At 39.5% G+C, this 15,833-nt stretch carries 13 protein-coding genes and 2 tRNA genes; 14 read left to right on the top strand and 1 reads right to left on the bottom strand.

Features of this window, described 5'->3' with window-relative positions:
* The first annotated feature begins 130 nt into the window (after positions 1 to 130).
* From F0919_RS04725 to F0919_RS04660, 14 genes are all read left to right on the top strand, one after another.
* Positions 131 to 1,423, top strand: a complete 1,293-nt coding sequence (locus F0919_RS04725) for an aminopeptidase P family protein (protein ID WP_150031555.1) — start codon at positions 131 to 133, stop codon at positions 1,421 to 1,423.
* A 33-nt stretch (positions 1,424 to 1,456) separates the two neighbouring features.
* A complete protein-coding gene (locus F0919_RS04720) occupies positions 1,457 to 1,819 on the top strand; it encodes a hypothetical protein (protein ID WP_150031554.1) in 363 nt (120 codons plus the stop codon).
* A gap of 80 nt (positions 1,820 to 1,899) precedes the next feature.
* A tRNA-Gln gene (locus F0919_RS04715) sits at positions 1,900 to 1,970 on the top strand.
* A 653-nt stretch (positions 1,971 to 2,623) separates the two neighbouring features.
* Entirely contained in the window at positions 2,624 to 3,928 is a 1,305-nt protein-coding gene (locus tag F0919_RS04710) for an aspartate aminotransferase family protein (protein WP_150031553.1), read from the top strand.
* Positions 3,929 to 3,964: 36 nt separating this feature from the next.
* A complete protein-coding gene (locus tag F0919_RS04705) occupies positions 3,965 to 4,864 on the top strand; it encodes a carbon-nitrogen hydrolase family protein (RefSeq protein WP_150031552.1) in 900 nt (299 codons plus the stop codon).
* Positions 4,865 to 5,197: 333 nt separating this feature from the next.
* The gene (locus F0919_RS04700; RefSeq protein WP_216629366.1) at positions 5,198 to 5,617 is read left to right on the top strand and encodes a VOC family protein; all 420 of its coding nucleotides are present in this window, start codon (positions 5,198 to 5,200) and stop codon (positions 5,615 to 5,617) included.
* A gap of 3 nt (positions 5,618 to 5,620) precedes the next feature.
* Positions 5,621 to 8,362 (top strand): aminotransferase class I/II-fold pyridoxal phosphate-dependent enzyme, encoded by a 2,742-nt coding sequence (locus F0919_RS04695; RefSeq protein WP_150031551.1) that lies wholly within the window; start codon positions 5,621 to 5,623, stop codon positions 8,360 to 8,362.
* 156 nt (positions 8,363 to 8,518) lie between these two features.
* Positions 8,519 to 10,042, top strand: a complete 1,524-nt coding sequence (locus F0919_RS04690; protein ID WP_150031550.1) for a biotin carboxylase — start codon at positions 8,519 to 8,521, stop codon at positions 10,040 to 10,042.
* Between the two features lie 3 nt (positions 10,043 to 10,045).
* A complete protein-coding gene (locus F0919_RS04685) occupies positions 10,046 to 11,041 on the top strand; it encodes a C45 family autoproteolytic acyltransferase/hydolase (RefSeq protein WP_150031549.1) in 996 nt (331 codons plus the stop codon).
* 130 nt (positions 11,042 to 11,171) lie between these two features.
* Entirely contained in the window at positions 11,172 to 11,987 is an 816-nt protein-coding gene (locus F0919_RS04680; protein WP_150031548.1) for a KilA-N domain-containing protein, read from the top strand.
* Positions 11,988 to 12,063: 76 nt separating this feature from the next.
* Positions 12,064 to 12,966, top strand: a complete 903-nt coding sequence (locus tag F0919_RS04675; RefSeq protein WP_150031547.1) for a nuclear transport factor 2 family protein — start codon at positions 12,064 to 12,066, stop codon at positions 12,964 to 12,966.
* 12 nt (positions 12,967 to 12,978) lie between these two features.
* A complete protein-coding gene (locus F0919_RS04670) occupies positions 12,979 to 13,314 on the top strand; it encodes a cupin domain-containing protein (protein ID WP_150031546.1) in 336 nt (111 codons plus the stop codon).
* 112 nt (positions 13,315 to 13,426) lie between these two features.
* Positions 13,427 to 14,857: an aldehyde dehydrogenase family protein gene (locus tag F0919_RS04665; RefSeq protein ID WP_150031545.1), complete on the top strand. Its 1,431-nt coding sequence runs from the start codon at positions 13,427 to 13,429 to the stop codon at positions 14,855 to 14,857.
* A gap of 205 nt (positions 14,858 to 15,062) precedes the next feature.
* Positions 15,063 to 15,133, top strand: a tRNA-Gln gene (locus F0919_RS04660).
* Between the two features lie 136 nt (positions 15,134 to 15,269).
* Here the strand turns inward: F0919_RS04660 and F0919_RS04655 are convergent.
* Positions 15,270 to 15,776 (bottom strand): response regulator, encoded by a 507-nt coding sequence (locus F0919_RS04655; RefSeq protein ID WP_150031544.1) that lies wholly within the window; start codon positions 15,774 to 15,776, stop codon positions 15,270 to 15,272.
* Between the last annotated feature and the right edge of the window lie 57 nt (positions 15,777 to 15,833).

The raw sequence follows: 15,833 nt of genomic DNA, 5'->3' as shown, positions 1-15,833 counted from the left end.
TGCAAAGTTATTTTATAAACGAGGATTGCAGTGATTATTTTTAACCTTAAAAGGGTGATATCGCCAACAGGCTGATTATTCCCTTAAATTTTTCTTTACTTTGCTTTGCATTTTTCAAAAAGAAAATAAAATGAAATATTTAGCAATAGATTCAAAGTTATATAAGCAAAACAGGGAACGGTTTGTAAAACAAATGAAACCGAATGCCATTGCGATTTTTGCTGCTAATCCCGTTGTGGCTGAAAACGGCGATGCTGTTTATTTGTACAAAGCTAATTCAAATATAACATGGCTTTCAGGCGTTACGCAGGAGAAGACAATGGTGATTTTATATCCTGATAATGCGGATAAAAATTCAAGGGAAATTTTGGTGATCCAGCGTCCGGATGAGATGATGGAAAAATGGAATGGCCACTTATTGCGTAAAGAGGAAGCTACCGCAATTAGTGGCATTCAGAATGTGCAATATGTGGATAGCATTGATGCACAGATTCAACTTTGGATGCATCATGCAGATTCTGTTTATCTTGATACGAATGAAAATGACCGCAGGGGAGAAGTATTGCGTACAGATTTGCTGTTTGTTCATGATTTTATGAAACAATTTCCGTTGCACCATTATGAGCGTGCAGCCAGGATAATGAAAGAAGTGCGTGCCATCAAAACAAAAGAAGAAGTTGAGGTTACGCAGATTGCTGTTGATATCACCCATAAAGCTTTTGCAAGAGTTTGTCAGTTTATAAAGCCGGGCGTGATGGAGTATGAAGTTGAAGCGGAGATCATGCATGAATTTTTGCGTAACAGGGCAACAAGAAATGCTTATGGCAATATCATAGCAAGCGGCGACAGTGCAAGAACTTTGCATTATGTGGACAATAATCGTGAATGTAAAGACGGCGATTTACTGTTAATGGACTTTGGAGCAGAGTATGGGAATTATTGCGCCGATTTGACAAGAACAGTTCCAGTGAACGGTAAATTTACAAAACGCCAGAAAGAAGTTTACAACGCTTGTTTGAATGTGCACAATTTTTGTAAATCTATTCTGAAACCGTCTATTAATTATGCCGAATACATTGACCTGGTAAACAAGGAAATGGAAAAGCAGTTGATGTCGATAGGTTTAATATCAAAATCTGATGTGAAGAACCAGGACCCTGCAAATCCGGCTTACCGCAAATATTTCTATCATGGTATCGGTCACCATTTAGGATTAGATGTGCATGATCTGGGCAGCAGAAATACGCCTGTTAAAGAAGGTATGTTATTTACCATTGAGCCTGGTATTTATATAGAAGAAGAACAAATGGGAATCCGTATTGAGAACAATTACTGGCTTACAAAGACGGGCAGCAAAGATTTGTTTAAAGGCATTCCGATTACGGTTGAAGAGATTGAAACCGCAATGAAGCGTAAAAAATAATTATAAAATCAAAAAATTAATTTCAAGGAAATAATGGCAAATGATCCGGTTCAGATTCCAAATTACGGCAGGCCTAAAAAAGGTAAGTCCGGTACCGATGTAGCGGCGCTCGGTTTACTTATAGGCATTGCTTTCCCTATTTTGGGCATTGTAGTGTTATATTTTTTATGGTCCACATCAGGGACCTTCGGCGATTACCTGCATTCGTTTGTAAGCTTTAATAATGCTTATGAGATGAACAAAGCATCCAAAGTATTATCGCTTTCTATGATTGCAAACCTGGTACCCTTTTATTACTTTCTGAATAAGAAGCAATACCTGGCCGTAAGAGGGATATTGATAAGTATGGTATTGTTTTTCTTACTGTTTGTAATGTACAGATTTGTATGGAGCTAAAATAAATCTGATTTTTTTGGCTAAATATTTTTGCTGAAAAGAAAAGGTTTCCTACCTTCGCCACCCCAAAGGGAAAAGGAAGTTCCATGGTGTAATGGTAGCACAACAGTTTTTGGTTCTGTTTGTCTAGGTTCGAATCCTGGTGGAACTACAAAAAAGAAAAAGTCCGTCTTAAGACGGACTTTTTCTTTTTTGTTTTGATGGTACATTTTTTAACTCAATAAGGTAATCCCGATTCAACCTTTCCCTCAAATAATTATATATAGAGGCCCAAAATAAACGAAGAATACCTCGCTTATTTTTCAAAATCTTGTCTCAGATTGTAGCTTGCATCTTTAAATACAGCAAACTATTTCTACAATTAAATTAATTCCTTTTCTGACTCTTAAGCAAATGGAATTATTGATATTAAAGCATAGTATAACTTTGATGAAAGCCAAATATTGTTAAATCTGCTCTTATACCTTATTGTTTTTCAGCTAAATATGCTTATCTTCGTTTTGCGCCCAATAAGAAGGTTAATTTAATATCCCGATTTATTGACGGACTTTCACAAACGTGAAAGCTTTAGTTAACTCAAGCTGCCTCCTGTAACTTTCATCCGTAATATAATTCCGGTTGAAAACTAATCACCTTCCATATTAAGCTTTCAATACTGCAGGTTTATTATGAATCTTCTAAACTAATGTTTGAATTCTTTTTTCCATAAAGAGAATTTTTCGCTTATCGGAAATGGACTTAAAACATTCAGGAAAAGGGCTGTAAATGTCACCTAAGTTTAATATTGCTAATTATTTTCACATTATGAATAAATCAAAAAGCGAAGCGCTTTTGGCTCGCAGAAAAGATGCTGTAGCTAATGGGGTCGGGGTTTTTAATACTGCGACGGTGCAATTGGCAAAAGATGCAACAATAATTGATGTGGATGGGAATGAACTCATCGATTTTACGGGCGGAATTGGCGTAATTAATGCTGGCCATTGCCCGCAACCTGTAATTGATGCCATTATAGACCAGGCGCAAAAATATATCCATACCAGCTTTAATGTTGTGACTTATGAACCCTACATTGCTTTGTGCGAAAAGCTGAACAGTCTTTTTCCTCATGGCGGAAAAGCCAAAACCATGTTGGTAAATACGGGTGCGGAAGCAGTAGAAAATGCCATTAAAATTGCCAAGCAGGCTACCGGACGAAATGCCGTAATCTGCTATTCCGGCGCTTTTCATGGCCGCACTTTAATGGCCATGACATTGACTTCCAGAACATCGTATGGCGCTGGTTGCGGCCCTTTTGCACCTGAAGTATATCGGGTCGATTATCCGGATTTTTACAAAAACGGGGCAGGCAAAACACAAGAAGCTTTTGTTATAAACGAATTAAACAAGCTGGAGGAATACTTTGAAACACATGTCCGGCATCAGGATGTTGCGGCAATAATCATTGAATTGGTGCAAGGCGAGGGCGGCTTTACCGTAGCGCCTAAAAGCTATATAAAAGGACTGCGTGAGGTTTGTGACAAATACGGCATAGTATTGATATTTGATGAAGTGCAAACAGGCTTCGGAAGAACTGCCGCATGGGGTGCATCTGCACACTTTGATGTTCAGCCCGATATTTCTACATGGGCCAAATCTATGGGCTCCGGATTGCCCATCGGAGCGGTAGTAGGCAAACAGGAAATAATGGATTCGGCAGGGGCCGGAACTATTGGCGGAACTTATATCGGCAATCCATTGGCCTGTGCTGCATCGTTGGCTACCATTAAGTATATGGAAGACATTAACCTGAATGACAAGGCGAAAAAAGTAGGCGAGATTGTCCGAAACCGGTTCGAAATATTAAAAGCCAAACACGCAGCAATTGGAGAAGTAAGGGGATTGGGTGCCATGATTGCTATGGAATTTGTAAAAAACAGCGACCCTCAACAACCGGATTATGACTTATGCAACAAATTGATTAAAGCTTGCGCCGAACGTGGACTTATTGTTATTGCTGCAGGCGTTCATAAAAATGTTCTCAGGATATTGGTGCCTTTAGTGATTTCTGAAGAGCTGTTAAATAAAGGCTTGGATATTATTGCCGGCGAATTAGAGAAATTATCTGCGTAGGCAGATTCAAACAAAATTAAAATTTAAACAAAAAGAATGAAACCATTTTCAATAGGAGGCATCCAAATGCATGTATCGGCTAACCAGAGAAACATTCCGTTAATGAAACACAAAATCGACGTAATGTGCTCTGTTTATCCATGGGTACAAATGGTAGTATTTAGCGAGCTTAGCGCATATGGTCCTTTGACATATTATGCTCAGGATTTTCCCAATAACGATGAAGCGGAATTTCAGGAAATAGCAAAGCGGTACGGCATTTGGCTTGTTCCCGGAAGTATGTTTTACAAGCGGGACGGACAAATATTTAATACGGCGATAGTGATTAATCCCTTGGGGGAAATTGTTGGGAGATACGAAAAGATGTTCCCTTTCTATCCGTATGAGGTAGGGGTTACAGGAGGAAACCAATTTTTAATGTGGGATGTTCCGGAAATAGGCAAGTTTGGCATTTCCATTTGCTACGACATGTGGTTTCCTGAAACCTCCCGAACTATGGCCGTTAATGGCGTAGAGGTTATTATTCACCCTACATTAACCGGCACAATTGATAGAGATATCGAACTGGCATTGGTTCAGGCAACTGCAGCTACCAATCAGTGCTACGTTTTTGATATTAACGGATTGGCCGAGGGCGGAACAGGCCGTTCTATTGTTTGCGGGCCGGATGGCAGGGTTTTGTATAAAGCAAGCACCGGACCGGAATTAATTCCGATAGAAATTGATTTGGAAAGGGTGAAAAAAAGCCGTGAAGATGGTTTGTTACGATTGGGGCAGCCGCTTAAAAGTTTCAGGGACAGGCAAGTAGCTTTCGATATTTATGAAAAGGGAGCGATTTATCCGGAACTGGACAAACTGGGGCCTTTGGCGAAACCAACGAGAATGAAAGAAATAGAAAAGGCACTTACCGACCAGTATCCCGTCAGTAACATTTAATAAAAAGGTACATACTCCATAACTCTTTAGATTTTCATTAGGTGCTTACTTTAAAAAGATAAGCACCTTATCTTTTTTAGCTATGAATTAGGCTACAAAACCATCCTTTTTGATAATTTATGCGATTTTTACGAAAAAAAATCGTATCTTCCGAAAGATTCCTACCCAAAATTGCATTAATTAATATGCAATCATTGAAATAATTCAATTCAGCGTTTTAGCTATTACATTAAAATACACGTTACAGCGTGTTAAATAATCTATTTGTGTTTAAAATAATTTGAAATTGACATTTCAATGCTTTATGATTATAAAAAAAATAAAAATTAACATATGAAATCACCACCAAAGCGTCCACCGGTAAACGAAGTACAAGAAGTACAAATAAACGGAAGCTTTATCAGTTGGTTTGAAATACCGGCACTGAACTTTGAAAGAGCAGTAGGCTTTTACAATTACATCTATCAGATAAATATGGAAACCAATTTCATGAATGGCTATTCCATGGCCTTTTTTCCCGGCCACCACGAAATAAGCGGCGCCATCATTTTCGGAGAGGGTGCTATTCCAAGCGACAAGGGGCTGCTGATTTACTTGAACGGCGGCGACGATTTAGACCTTGTGTTAAACAGAATTGAGGCCGCAGGAGGAAGAATTCTAATGCCCAAACAAATAATCAATGAAACTGCCGGTTACTTCGCCCTCTTTATAGACAGCGAGGGAAATAAAATGGCACTTCATTCTAAAAACTAATTAATGATAGAAGACGTAACCTATAACAAAAAATTTAAAGCCAAAGACTATTTTAATATCGCACAATATCGCAGCGATTCATGGAATAACCTGAAATTGATGGCCAATCATTTTTCCAAGAATAATTTTGAGCTATCAGCATCGGCCGCATTTTCGGGGCGCATATCAAGTTCTTTTACCGCCTTAAAAACCATTGAGCATTATTTTGCCTATCCCGGTGTAAAATACATTCAATCATTAGAAGAAATGTATAAAAAAGGCCAATATGCAGCCTTTACAAATTCCATTTCAGAAGTAGTCCGCTCACTCATCAGCGAAAGTTACCGCACAAACAGGGGCGCTACAGAAATTGACGAGAAAAGAAAAAAAATGCTGGGCGACGGTAAACTGCACAGGCCCAAAAAGCAAAACTACTTTGAGGTTATCGTTGTAGATGACCTCGGCGATGATGAACGGGCAAAAGTGCGGGAGAAATTTGAGCAACTGAAAAACGATAATGAACAGTTTACATACGATGTAATTTTCCTTTCCAATTTAGAAGATGCACTCATCGCCCTGTTGTTTAATCCAAACATTCAAACAGCCATCATCCGCTCCGGCATCCATAAAAAATCACCGCTTGATTTAACTTCCATACAGTCGTTTATTGTAGGCCTGGACAGTATAAAGTTAGGCGAAGCAGATAACCTTGACCTGGGGCTGAACCTGGGGAAAATCATTAAATTATTGCGCCCTGAAATCGACTTGTTTTACATCTCCGATATTTCGGTATCGCAGCTAAGCGACAGCACTTTAAATTGTTTCAATCGTGTATTTTATCGTACCGAAGATTTACAGGAAATTCATTTGAGTGTATTGCATGCCATAAAAGAACGGTACAAAACCCCTTTCTTTTCGGCTTTGGTAGATTACAGTAAAAAACCTACAGGCGTTTTCCATGCCATGCCCATTTCGAGGGGAAACTCAATCTTCAGGTCATCATGGCTCGAAGATTTCGGCAATTTCTATGGCAAGAATATTTTTCTGGCAGAAACATCGGCCACTACAGGTGGGTTAGATTCCCTGTTGCAGCCCACCGGGCCATTAAAAAAAGCACAAGAGCTTGCTTCAAAAGCATATGGCTCAATGAGTACTTTTTTTGTAACCAACGGTACATCAACAGCCAATAAAATTGTGCTCCAGGCATTGGTACGTCCCGACGATGTGGTTTTGATTGACCGCGATTGCCATAAATCGCACCATTATGGCATGGTACTTTCAGGCGCTCTGCCCGTTTATCTGGATTCTTACCCGGTAGAAAAATACAGCATGTACGGGGCGGTTCCATTGGAGGAGATAAAGCACCGATTGCTGAAATTGAAGAGTGCCAGACGATTGGATAATGTAAAAATGCTTTTGCTTACCAATTGTACATTCGATGGAATTGTTTACAACGTTCAGAAAGTAATGCACGAGGTGCTGGCAATAAAGCCCGACATGATTTTTCTTTGGGACGAAGCATGGTTTGCCTTTGCCGGTTTTACGCCCATTTACAAACAACGCACCGCAATGTTCTCGGCCAGGATGCTGCAACAAAAATACAGGAGCCAAGCATATCGGGAAGAATTTGAGGCAAATAAAAAATCTGAAAACCCGGTACCGATGCCCGACCCCGATTTAGTAAAAATAAGGGTTTACGCTACCCAATCCACACACAAAACATTAAGCTCCCTGCGGCAGGGCTCCATGATACATATTTATGATGAGCTCTTTAAGCGCAAAGTAGAAGATTCCTTTCACGAAGCCTACAAAACCCACACCTCCACATCGCCATCGTACCAAATTCTGGCATCGTTGGATGCAGGACGGAGACAAGTGATGTTTGAGGGGTATGAAATGGTAGAGAAAAGCATTGAAATGGCCATGGTGCTGCGTTCAAAGATAGTGACCCATCCGCGGCTGAAAAAGTTTTTTGATGTGCTTACCGTAGAAAACAACATTCCCGAAGAATACCGGAAATCGGGCATTATAGAATATTTCAATCCTAAAGATGGCTGGACGCGTATGGAAGAAGCATGGGCAAACGACGAGTTTGTGTTAGACCCTACAAAGATTAACCTGTACATCGGGCGCACCGGGGTGGATGGCGATACTTTTAAGAACAAGTTCCTGATGGACCAATTCGGTATTCAAATCAATAAAACATCCAGAAACTCGGTATTGTTTATGACCAATATAGGCACCACCAGAAGTTCTGTAGCTTATCTTATTAGCGTATTGTTGAAGATAACCGACCAGTTAGAAAAGCAAAGAGAGGCCATGAGCGGGGTGGAGCTGAAAATTGTTGAAAAAAACATCAAATCATTAACGGAAGATTTCCCCCCGTTACCCGATTTCAGCCACTTCCACAGCTCGTTTCAGGCCGTTCCCGGTGTTCCGGGCGGCAATATCCGCGAGGCGTACTTTTTATCTTACGATGAAACAAAATGCGAATTTATCAGAAGAGAAGATTGTAAAGCAGCTTTGGAAAGCGGCAGGGAAATCGTTTCAGCATCCTTTGTAATTCCGTATCCACCCGGTTTTCCAATACTCGTTCCCGGGCAGGTATTAAGCCACGAAATCCTCGAATTCTTTATCAACCTCGATGTAAAAGAAATTCATGGATACAGGGACGAACTTGGACTTAGGATATTTACCCAACATGCCCTTAACAGAAAGAAAACCGCAACCGCTATGATGGGGGCGAGTGCTATGAATGGAAGATAGGCCAAAAGAAGTCTGGAGTCCGAGGTCGGAAAGTCGGAAGATATAGATGTTTACCAAAGCAGAAAAGTGTAGGGTAAAGGGCACGGGCTTGATGTTTAGCGCCTTTTCAACAATAAAACAATACTACAATATATTAATTACTCACAAAACACAAATATGATAGCAAACAAATCCAATACAAAAACAATTACAAAACCGGTTGCAAAAACCGAGAAAAAAGAAGTTTTACAGGGACTGCCCGAAATCCGCAGGTTCTTTTACCGGAACGAAAAACCAATTTATTTTATCAGCGCCACCAACTTCAATCTTTTGGGCGCCGATGAGTGGGTGCGGAAATTTAAATTTATCTGCTATATAGAATGTTTTGACGGCGACCATCCAAATGTTTTTTCGCCGCAGGAAGAGTTGGCACATGAAGAATTTACCAGCATTGAAGACATCAATAATTATCTTTTAGAGCACAAAGAAGTAGTAGATTATATTAAAAGCAGGGGCGATGGCGGCAAAGCATTATTCCTGATGTTTGATGAACGCACCGAAGCATTAGCCAAAAAGAACAATCTGGAAGTATGTTTCCCATCGGCCAAAATGCGAAACTTTATGGACAACAAGGTGAACACCAACCGCATTGCCGAAAAGGCCGGAGTGCCTTGCGTACCGTATGTGCTGACAAAAATTTCTTCGTATGCAGATTTGACAAAAAAAGCAAAAACGCTTGGCAACGACTTAGTAATTCAATTGCCTTTCGGCGATTCGGGCCACACCACCTTTTTTATAAACGATGAAACAAGCTATAAAAAATATGCTGATGAAATAGAGGGCGAGGCCGAAGTGAAAGTAATGAAACGCATTAATTGCAGAGGCGCAGCTATCGAAGCCTGCGTTACGCAACACGGAACAATTGTTGCACCCTTAATGACCGAATTGGTAGGCTTTAAAGAATTAACGCCGTATAAAGGCGGTTGGTGCGGCAACGAAATATATGCCGATGCTTTTACAAAACCTATTCGCGATAAGGCAAGGAAATATACCCGATTGTTTGGCGACCAGTTGATTAAAGAGGGCTATAAAGGCTACTTTGAATTGGATTTTTTAATAGACCAGGATAACGATGAAATTTATTTGGGCGAGTTGAACCCAAGGATTACGGGAGCCAGCTCTATTACCAACCATGCCGTTTTTGCATTGGCCGATATGCCTTTGTTTATGTTCCACTTACTGGAATGGATGGACCAGCCCTACAAAATTAACGTGAATGCCATTAATGCAAGATGGGCAAAAAAAGAGAATATTGATGATTGGTGCCAACTGGTGATTAAGTACACCGAAGATGACATTAAACTGGTTACAGAAGCACCCAAATCAGGTATCTGGCGATTGGCCGACAACGGAGCATTTGTTTATGACCGTATGGATACGCACAGGCGTGCCATCGAAAATGAAGATGAAGCATTCTTTTTACGGATAACAAGAAAAGGCGATTACTTGTACGAGGGTGCCGACATGGGTATATTGGTACTTAGGGGCCGGTTGATGACGGATGATTTTGAGCTGAAAGACAGGGCCAAAATGTGGATTGACCCCATGAAAGGAAAATACACCTCGATAGAGCCGGGCGTGCAACAGAAACAATTGGTAGAAGCCGAATTAATGGAAACAGGTGGTTTTAAAATGATGTAAAATATGCTTGTTTCACTTCAATGTGTAAAAGAAGATAAAGTAGGAGAGAAGTGGCAGAAATGTTTCCATAAATCATGGCCATATTATAAAAACTGGTACTTACAGGATAATTTATTGGCACGTCCCGGATATTTGACCTCAGTTGGGCAATTAGAAAAATACATGCCTGAATTATTGCCTATTTATGAAGAAGTGGTGCGTTTGGCGGGAGGCGGAGATTTGGTTGCCCGTTATTTGAGCATGTACAATCCACCGGCATTTATGAGCGGCTGTACGCAAGTAGCCTGGAATAAACCTCCGTTTTCGCTTATCCGCAATTACGATTATAACCCGAAATGGTTTGAGGGCAACGTATTCTGTACCAACTGGCTAAAGCCCGTAATGGGAACTTCTGATTGTAATTGGGGCTTGTTAGATGGCATTAACGGTGATGGATTGGCAATTTCATTAACCTTTGGCGGAAAGACCATAAGTGGCGATGGCTTTGGCATACCTTTAATTATGCGCTATATTTTAGAAACCTGCACCAGCACTGCCGATGCCGTAGCTTGCTTATTGAAGATTCCCTCGCACATGAGCTATAACATTACCATTATAGATAAGCAAGGCGAATATAGAACAGTGTACCTCTTTCCGGGGAAAACGCCCTTTGTAGATTTTGAAAAAGTGGCTACTAACCACCAGCAAAAAATGGAATGGTCGGCTTATGAAGAAATGACCCTGACAAGAGAACGGAAGCAATTTTTAGATGAAATGATTGCCGTTCCCGGTATTTCAAGGGAACAGATGCAAAGCAAGTTCCTCTATGCACCCCTGTACAACAAAGATTTATACAAAAATTTTGCCACCTTATATGGTGTTCAGTACGATATTGAAGAATTGTCAGCCACCTATTTCTGGCCTTATAAAAGTATAAAGCAAAGTTTTGACAATTTTAAGGAAGAACGGGTGCATGTGAATATCAACAATTTAAACAAGAGGGATTTTGGTAAGGGGTAAATATTTTTAAACCCATCGAATTCGATGGGTTTAAAAGAGCCTGTTTTGATTTTAATTGCCCTCAATTCGAGGTAATTAAGATAGTAGCTGAAGTGGATTTTTTATATTGTATCATTAAACGGGTATAACAATGGAGAAAAATACAAAGATTAGCGTCCAGGGTAAAGATATAAGCGTCATTTCGAAAAATAAAGATGATTATATTTCGCTTACAGACATGGCTAAAAGCCAAATGCAGGAAGTCATAATCATAAAATGGCTCACACTTAAAAGCACCATCGAATATATTGGAGAATGGGAGGCTCTATACAATCCCGATTTTAATTATACCGAATTCGGTACAATTAAAAATATGGCAGGCAGCAATAATTTTGTGCTATCCGTTAAAAATTGGATTGAAGCCACAAATGCCGTCGGTATTACTGCAAAAGCAGGAAGATACGGTGGAACTTATGCCCATAAGGATATTGCCTTTCATTTTGGGATGTGGATTAGTCCTAGATTTCAACTCCTATTAGTTAAGGAATTTCAACGTTTAAAAAACGAAGAGAACGAGCGTCTGAAATTAGAATGGAACCTGCAAAGAACATTGGCCAAAGTAAACTATCAAATTCATACAGACGCTATAAAAGAAAACCTCATTCCGAAAGAAATTACCAAACAACAAGCAAGCTTTGTTTATGTCAGCGAGGCCGACTTACTAAATGTTGCACTTTTTGGCGTTACGGCAAAAGAATGGAGAGAAAACAATATTGATAAAAAAGGAAACTTAAGAGACTCTGCAACACTGGAACAACTGGTAGTATTAAGTAATATGGAAAGTATAAACGCATTGCTTATCGCACAAGGTTTATCGCAAGGCGACAGGCTTATTCAACTCAACAAAGTGGCCATAACCCAAATGAAATCATTGGTTGAAAGTAAATCTTTAAACAAAATAAAATGAAATCAACATTAATAGTGATGGTTGCCGCAATAGGTTTAATATCCTGCAATCAGTCAAAAGAAAAAAAGAAGTAGTAATGGAAACACAAAACACAACATCAGATTACACCAATTTAGTCAGGGAAAATGGTGCGGCATTCCACATAAACTTCAGTGCGGGCGACTTTGATAAAAACGGTTTGTTGGTAACTGAAGATATTTATGTCAACTCCAACAATGCCATATTGGTGGGGCGGGACAATTTCGTAACCCGCATCAAGCGTTACGACGGGCCATTTCCCGGAATGCGCCTCAAGGACCGCATTGTTATTGTTGAAGACAACGTTGCTGCTGTTCATTATTTGTTACAAGGCGAACAAAAAGGCAAATATGGCGATTTAGCACCAACCGGAAATAAAGTGGAAGCGATGAGCGCCGAATTTTTTGTGATGGACGAAAACGGATTAATGAAAGACTTACTCACCATTACACAATTGGACAAATTGGTAGCACAAATAAAAGGCGAAGAAACCGTTGAAGAACATCAGCAAGTAACGCTTTATCCCATTGATGAGTCTGTGCCAAAAGAAGTTACGGCGAAAACGACTGATTGGTATATAAGGCATTTCAATTTTCGCAATTGGGAGGGCTTTAAAAAGCTTTTGGCCGGTGATGTAAAAGTAAACTGGAACGGAAAAATGATTAACGGTGCTGATGCATTTATGGGAGCAATAAAAAGCCGTGTCGCTTCATTTTCCAATATTACCTATCAAGTTGACAGAAGTGTTGTGGAGGCCAACCGTTCATCAATCGGCTATACCATGCACGGCAAACACGATGGTATTTTTAACTATAAAGACAAGGTTTATCAGCCCACACAAAAAGACTTTGAAATAAGAGAAGCATTGCATATTGAAGTTGCTGCGGATGGAAAAATAAAATCCATTATTGTCATTTCTAACCAAGATGAATTTCTGAATGTAGTGAAAAAAATGGCATAAAATTTAATAAAAATGAAGAAGCAATACAAAAAATATAAACTAAACGACGATGTGACGCTTCAGGTAATTTCTTACACAGAGGAAATGATGATTGCCCGCTTATGGTTTACAGGTAAAGGCTTTAGCGGTACGCATCATCACACCAACCAAGAAACCAATACGGTACTTTCCGGAAAATTTGAAGCCACCAATGGAAGCGAGAAAACCATTTTAACGGCAGGAGAATCTGTGCACGTACATACCAATCTTCCGCACAATCTGGAATGCCTCACGCCAACCGGTGAAATCATCACTTGTTGGACACCGGCAAGGAAAGATATTATTGAGAATTATACGGAGGTAGAATGAACAAGCTGCTCAGAAATGCACATGTAACAAATTATCCTATCAAAACAGAAAAATGTTCGAATGATAAATCCGGTTTTAAGAAGAAAAGTGATTCAATAAACTAATAAATTCAATGAAAAAATATCAATCCGCTAATTTTGTAGCCGGAAAATGGGAAACGGCAGGTACAGGAAAATTCCAAATCGTATTGGATAAATACCAAGGAACAGAAATGGCTAAAGTGCCTCAAGCCACTGAAAATCAAATGGAAGATGCCATTGTTGCTGCTTTGGAGGCTTTCGAGGTTACAAAAAAATGGTCTGCAGGCAAACGGGCAACAATGATGAGTAGCTTGTATAATAAACTCGTGGAGCGAAAAGAAGAGTTTATTAATTTGATTATCAATGAGGGAGGAAAACCACGCTCGTATGCCATTAATGAAGTAGATAGAAGTCTGACTACCTTAAGGTTAGCGATAGAGGAAGCAACCCGTTTTAAAGGCGAGGTGGTGCCTATGGATTGGGGAAGTGGTGAGGGCAAAACTGCTTTTACCAAACGTTTTCCTGTTGGCGTAGTGGCATGTATCACACCTTTTAATTTTCCATTGAACTTAGTGATGCACAAAGTGGCTCCTGCTTTGGCGGTTGGCTGTACTACTGTTATTAAACCAGCTCCACAAGCGCCCTTAACTTGTTTGGCATTTGCAGGCTTGATGGAAGAAGTTGGATATCCGGCAGGAGTTATAAATGTATTGGTTTGTGATATACCTGTAGCCGAAAAACTGGTGAAAGATAATCGGGTAGCAAAATTATCTTTTACAGGAAGCGACAAAGTAGGTTGGTACTTAAAAAGCATTAGCGGAAAGAAAAAAGTGACGTTGGAACTGGGCGGCAATGCCTCGGTAATTGTTGATGAAGATGTGGATGTGGAAAGCATTACCGATACCATTGCAAAAGGCGCTTATTTGTATGCAGGGCAAATCTGTATTTCCACCCAGCGGATTTTTGTCCACGAAAATGTATTTGAGCGTTTTCAATCTGCGTTCATTCAATCCATAAAGAAATTAAAAGTAGGCAATGCACAAGAAAGTGAGGTGTTGGTGGGGCCGGTAATTGATAAAGGCCATTTAAACAGAATCAACGATTGGGTAAAAGAAGCAAAAGATAAAGGTGCAAAAATATTGTTGGGCGGGATGATAAAAAGCGACAAACATAATTTGTACGAACCTACTTTAATCACCAATACCAATGGCACAATGAAAGTGGTAAGTGAAGAAGTTTTTGGGCCTGTTGCCGTATTAGAAAGTGTAAAAAGTTTTGAGGGAGCTATAAAAATGACCAATGATTCTAAATATGGATTACAAGCAGGGGTATTTACCAATTCATTCAAAAATTACAAGTTGGCAACAGAAGAATTAGAGGTTGGAGGCGTAATCATGAATAACATTCCCGGTTTTAGGATAGACCATATGCCATACGGCGGCATAAAAGATTCCGGTTTAGGCCGCGAGGGGCTAAGGTACGCCATGGAAGAAATGACGGAGGGAAGATTGATTGTTTATTAGGATTTCTCCACGCAAATTGAATTTAAACAATATCAACTGTCAGGAAGCAAGAGATACTTTAGCTTGAAAGATAACACTTTCAGGTTTTTTGTTTTTGGCGAAGAACAGTATTTTCGTGAATTTCAATCAGTTTCCTCAGAAAAAATCTTTGTAATTTTTGAAAATAAAATAAATGGTTATTACATTTGCATCCCCAAACGGTGATAGTTCCATGGTGTAATGGTAGCACAACAGTTTTTGGTTCTGTTTGTCTAGGTTCGAATCCTGGTGGAACTACATTCAATCCTTATGAATCCTTATTTCATAAGGATTTTTTATTTGCTCTATTGAGTTAAACTTCCTCCTTTTACAAAAAAAGCGGGCATATTCTTTTGAACATGCCCGCTTTATCAGCAGTCAATATTTAGTTTGATTACATTCTCGGCTTTATCACCAAAAAATAAACTGCAGCTAAAATAATCAAGCCTATTACAGTAGAAAGTAATGTAATGGTATTTTTTTGTCCTTTATTTATCACTTTCATCTTATGTAGTTCGCTCGCGTTATTGATTAAATTCTCAATACGGGAGAACGCACTTTCGCCTTTTACTACATAGTCATAAGCGCCATATTTCATAGTATCAACGGCAACGTCAATTTTGTCCTGACCGGAAAGCACGATAATCTGCGTTTCAGGATGTTTGTCCTTCATTGCCTTTAAAATTTCAACACCATTTTTGGCATCTTTGTGTTGCGAACTTAAATGATAATCCAAAACCACGATTTCAGGGTTTAAGTGCATGCTTTGCATAGCATCTTCACCATTATCAAATACTTTTATTTCATACAGAAACCGTTCGTTGAGGTAATCTTTCAACATCTCGTTTTGAATGGGTTCGTCATCTACTAAAAACAGATAACGCTTGCTATCATTTGCCATATGTTGTTCTTTTTAAATTTTTATTGCGAAAGATAATAATAGTTTTCGATTTGTCAA

The sequence above is a fragment of the Taibaiella lutea genome, assembly GCF_008629695.1.
Taxonomy (GTDB): Bacteria; Bacteroidota; Bacteroidia; order Chitinophagales; family Chitinophagaceae; genus Taibaiella; species Taibaiella lutea.
The sequence above is the reverse complement of the archived record's forward strand: the minus strand, read 5'-3'. Positions and strand labels throughout refer to the sequence as shown.

Coding starts and splice junctions, on each gene's coding strand:
- F0919_RS04725 (WP_150031555.1), top strand. CDS start 131: ATGAAATATTTAGCAATAGATTCAAAGTTATATAAGCAAAACAGGGAA.
- F0919_RS04720 (WP_150031554.1), top strand. CDS start 1,457: ATGGCAAATGATCCGGTTCAGATTCCAAATTACGGCAGGCCTAAAAAA.
- F0919_RS04710 (WP_150031553.1), top strand. CDS start 2,624: ATGAATAAATCAAAAAGCGAAGCGCTTTTGGCTCGCAGAAAAGATGCT.
- F0919_RS04705 (WP_150031552.1), top strand. CDS start 3,965: ATGAAACCATTTTCAATAGGAGGCATCCAAATGCATGTATCGGCTAAC.
- F0919_RS04700 (WP_216629366.1), top strand. CDS start 5,198: ATGAAATCACCACCAAAGCGTCCACCGGTAAACGAAGTACAAGAAGTA.
- F0919_RS04695 (WP_150031551.1), top strand. CDS start 5,621: ATGATAGAAGACGTAACCTATAACAAAAAATTTAAAGCCAAAGACTAT.
- F0919_RS04690 (WP_150031550.1), top strand. CDS start 8,519: ATGATAGCAAACAAATCCAATACAAAAACAATTACAAAACCGGTTGCA.
- F0919_RS04685 (WP_150031549.1), top strand. CDS start 10,046: ATGCTTGTTTCACTTCAATGTGTAAAAGAAGATAAAGTAGGAGAGAAG.
- F0919_RS04680 (WP_150031548.1), top strand. CDS start 11,172: ATGGAGAAAAATACAAAGATTAGCGTCCAGGGTAAAGATATAAGCGTC.
- F0919_RS04675 (WP_150031547.1), top strand. CDS start 12,064: ATGGAAACACAAAACACAACATCAGATTACACCAATTTAGTCAGGGAA.
- F0919_RS04670 (WP_150031546.1), top strand. CDS start 12,979: ATGAAGAAGCAATACAAAAAATATAAACTAAACGACGATGTGACGCTT.
- F0919_RS04665 (WP_150031545.1), top strand. CDS start 13,427: ATGAAAAAATATCAATCCGCTAATTTTGTAGCCGGAAAATGGGAAACG.
- F0919_RS04655 (WP_150031544.1), bottom strand. CDS start 15,776: ATGGCAAATGATAGCAAGCGTTATCTGTTTTTAGTAGATGACGAACCC.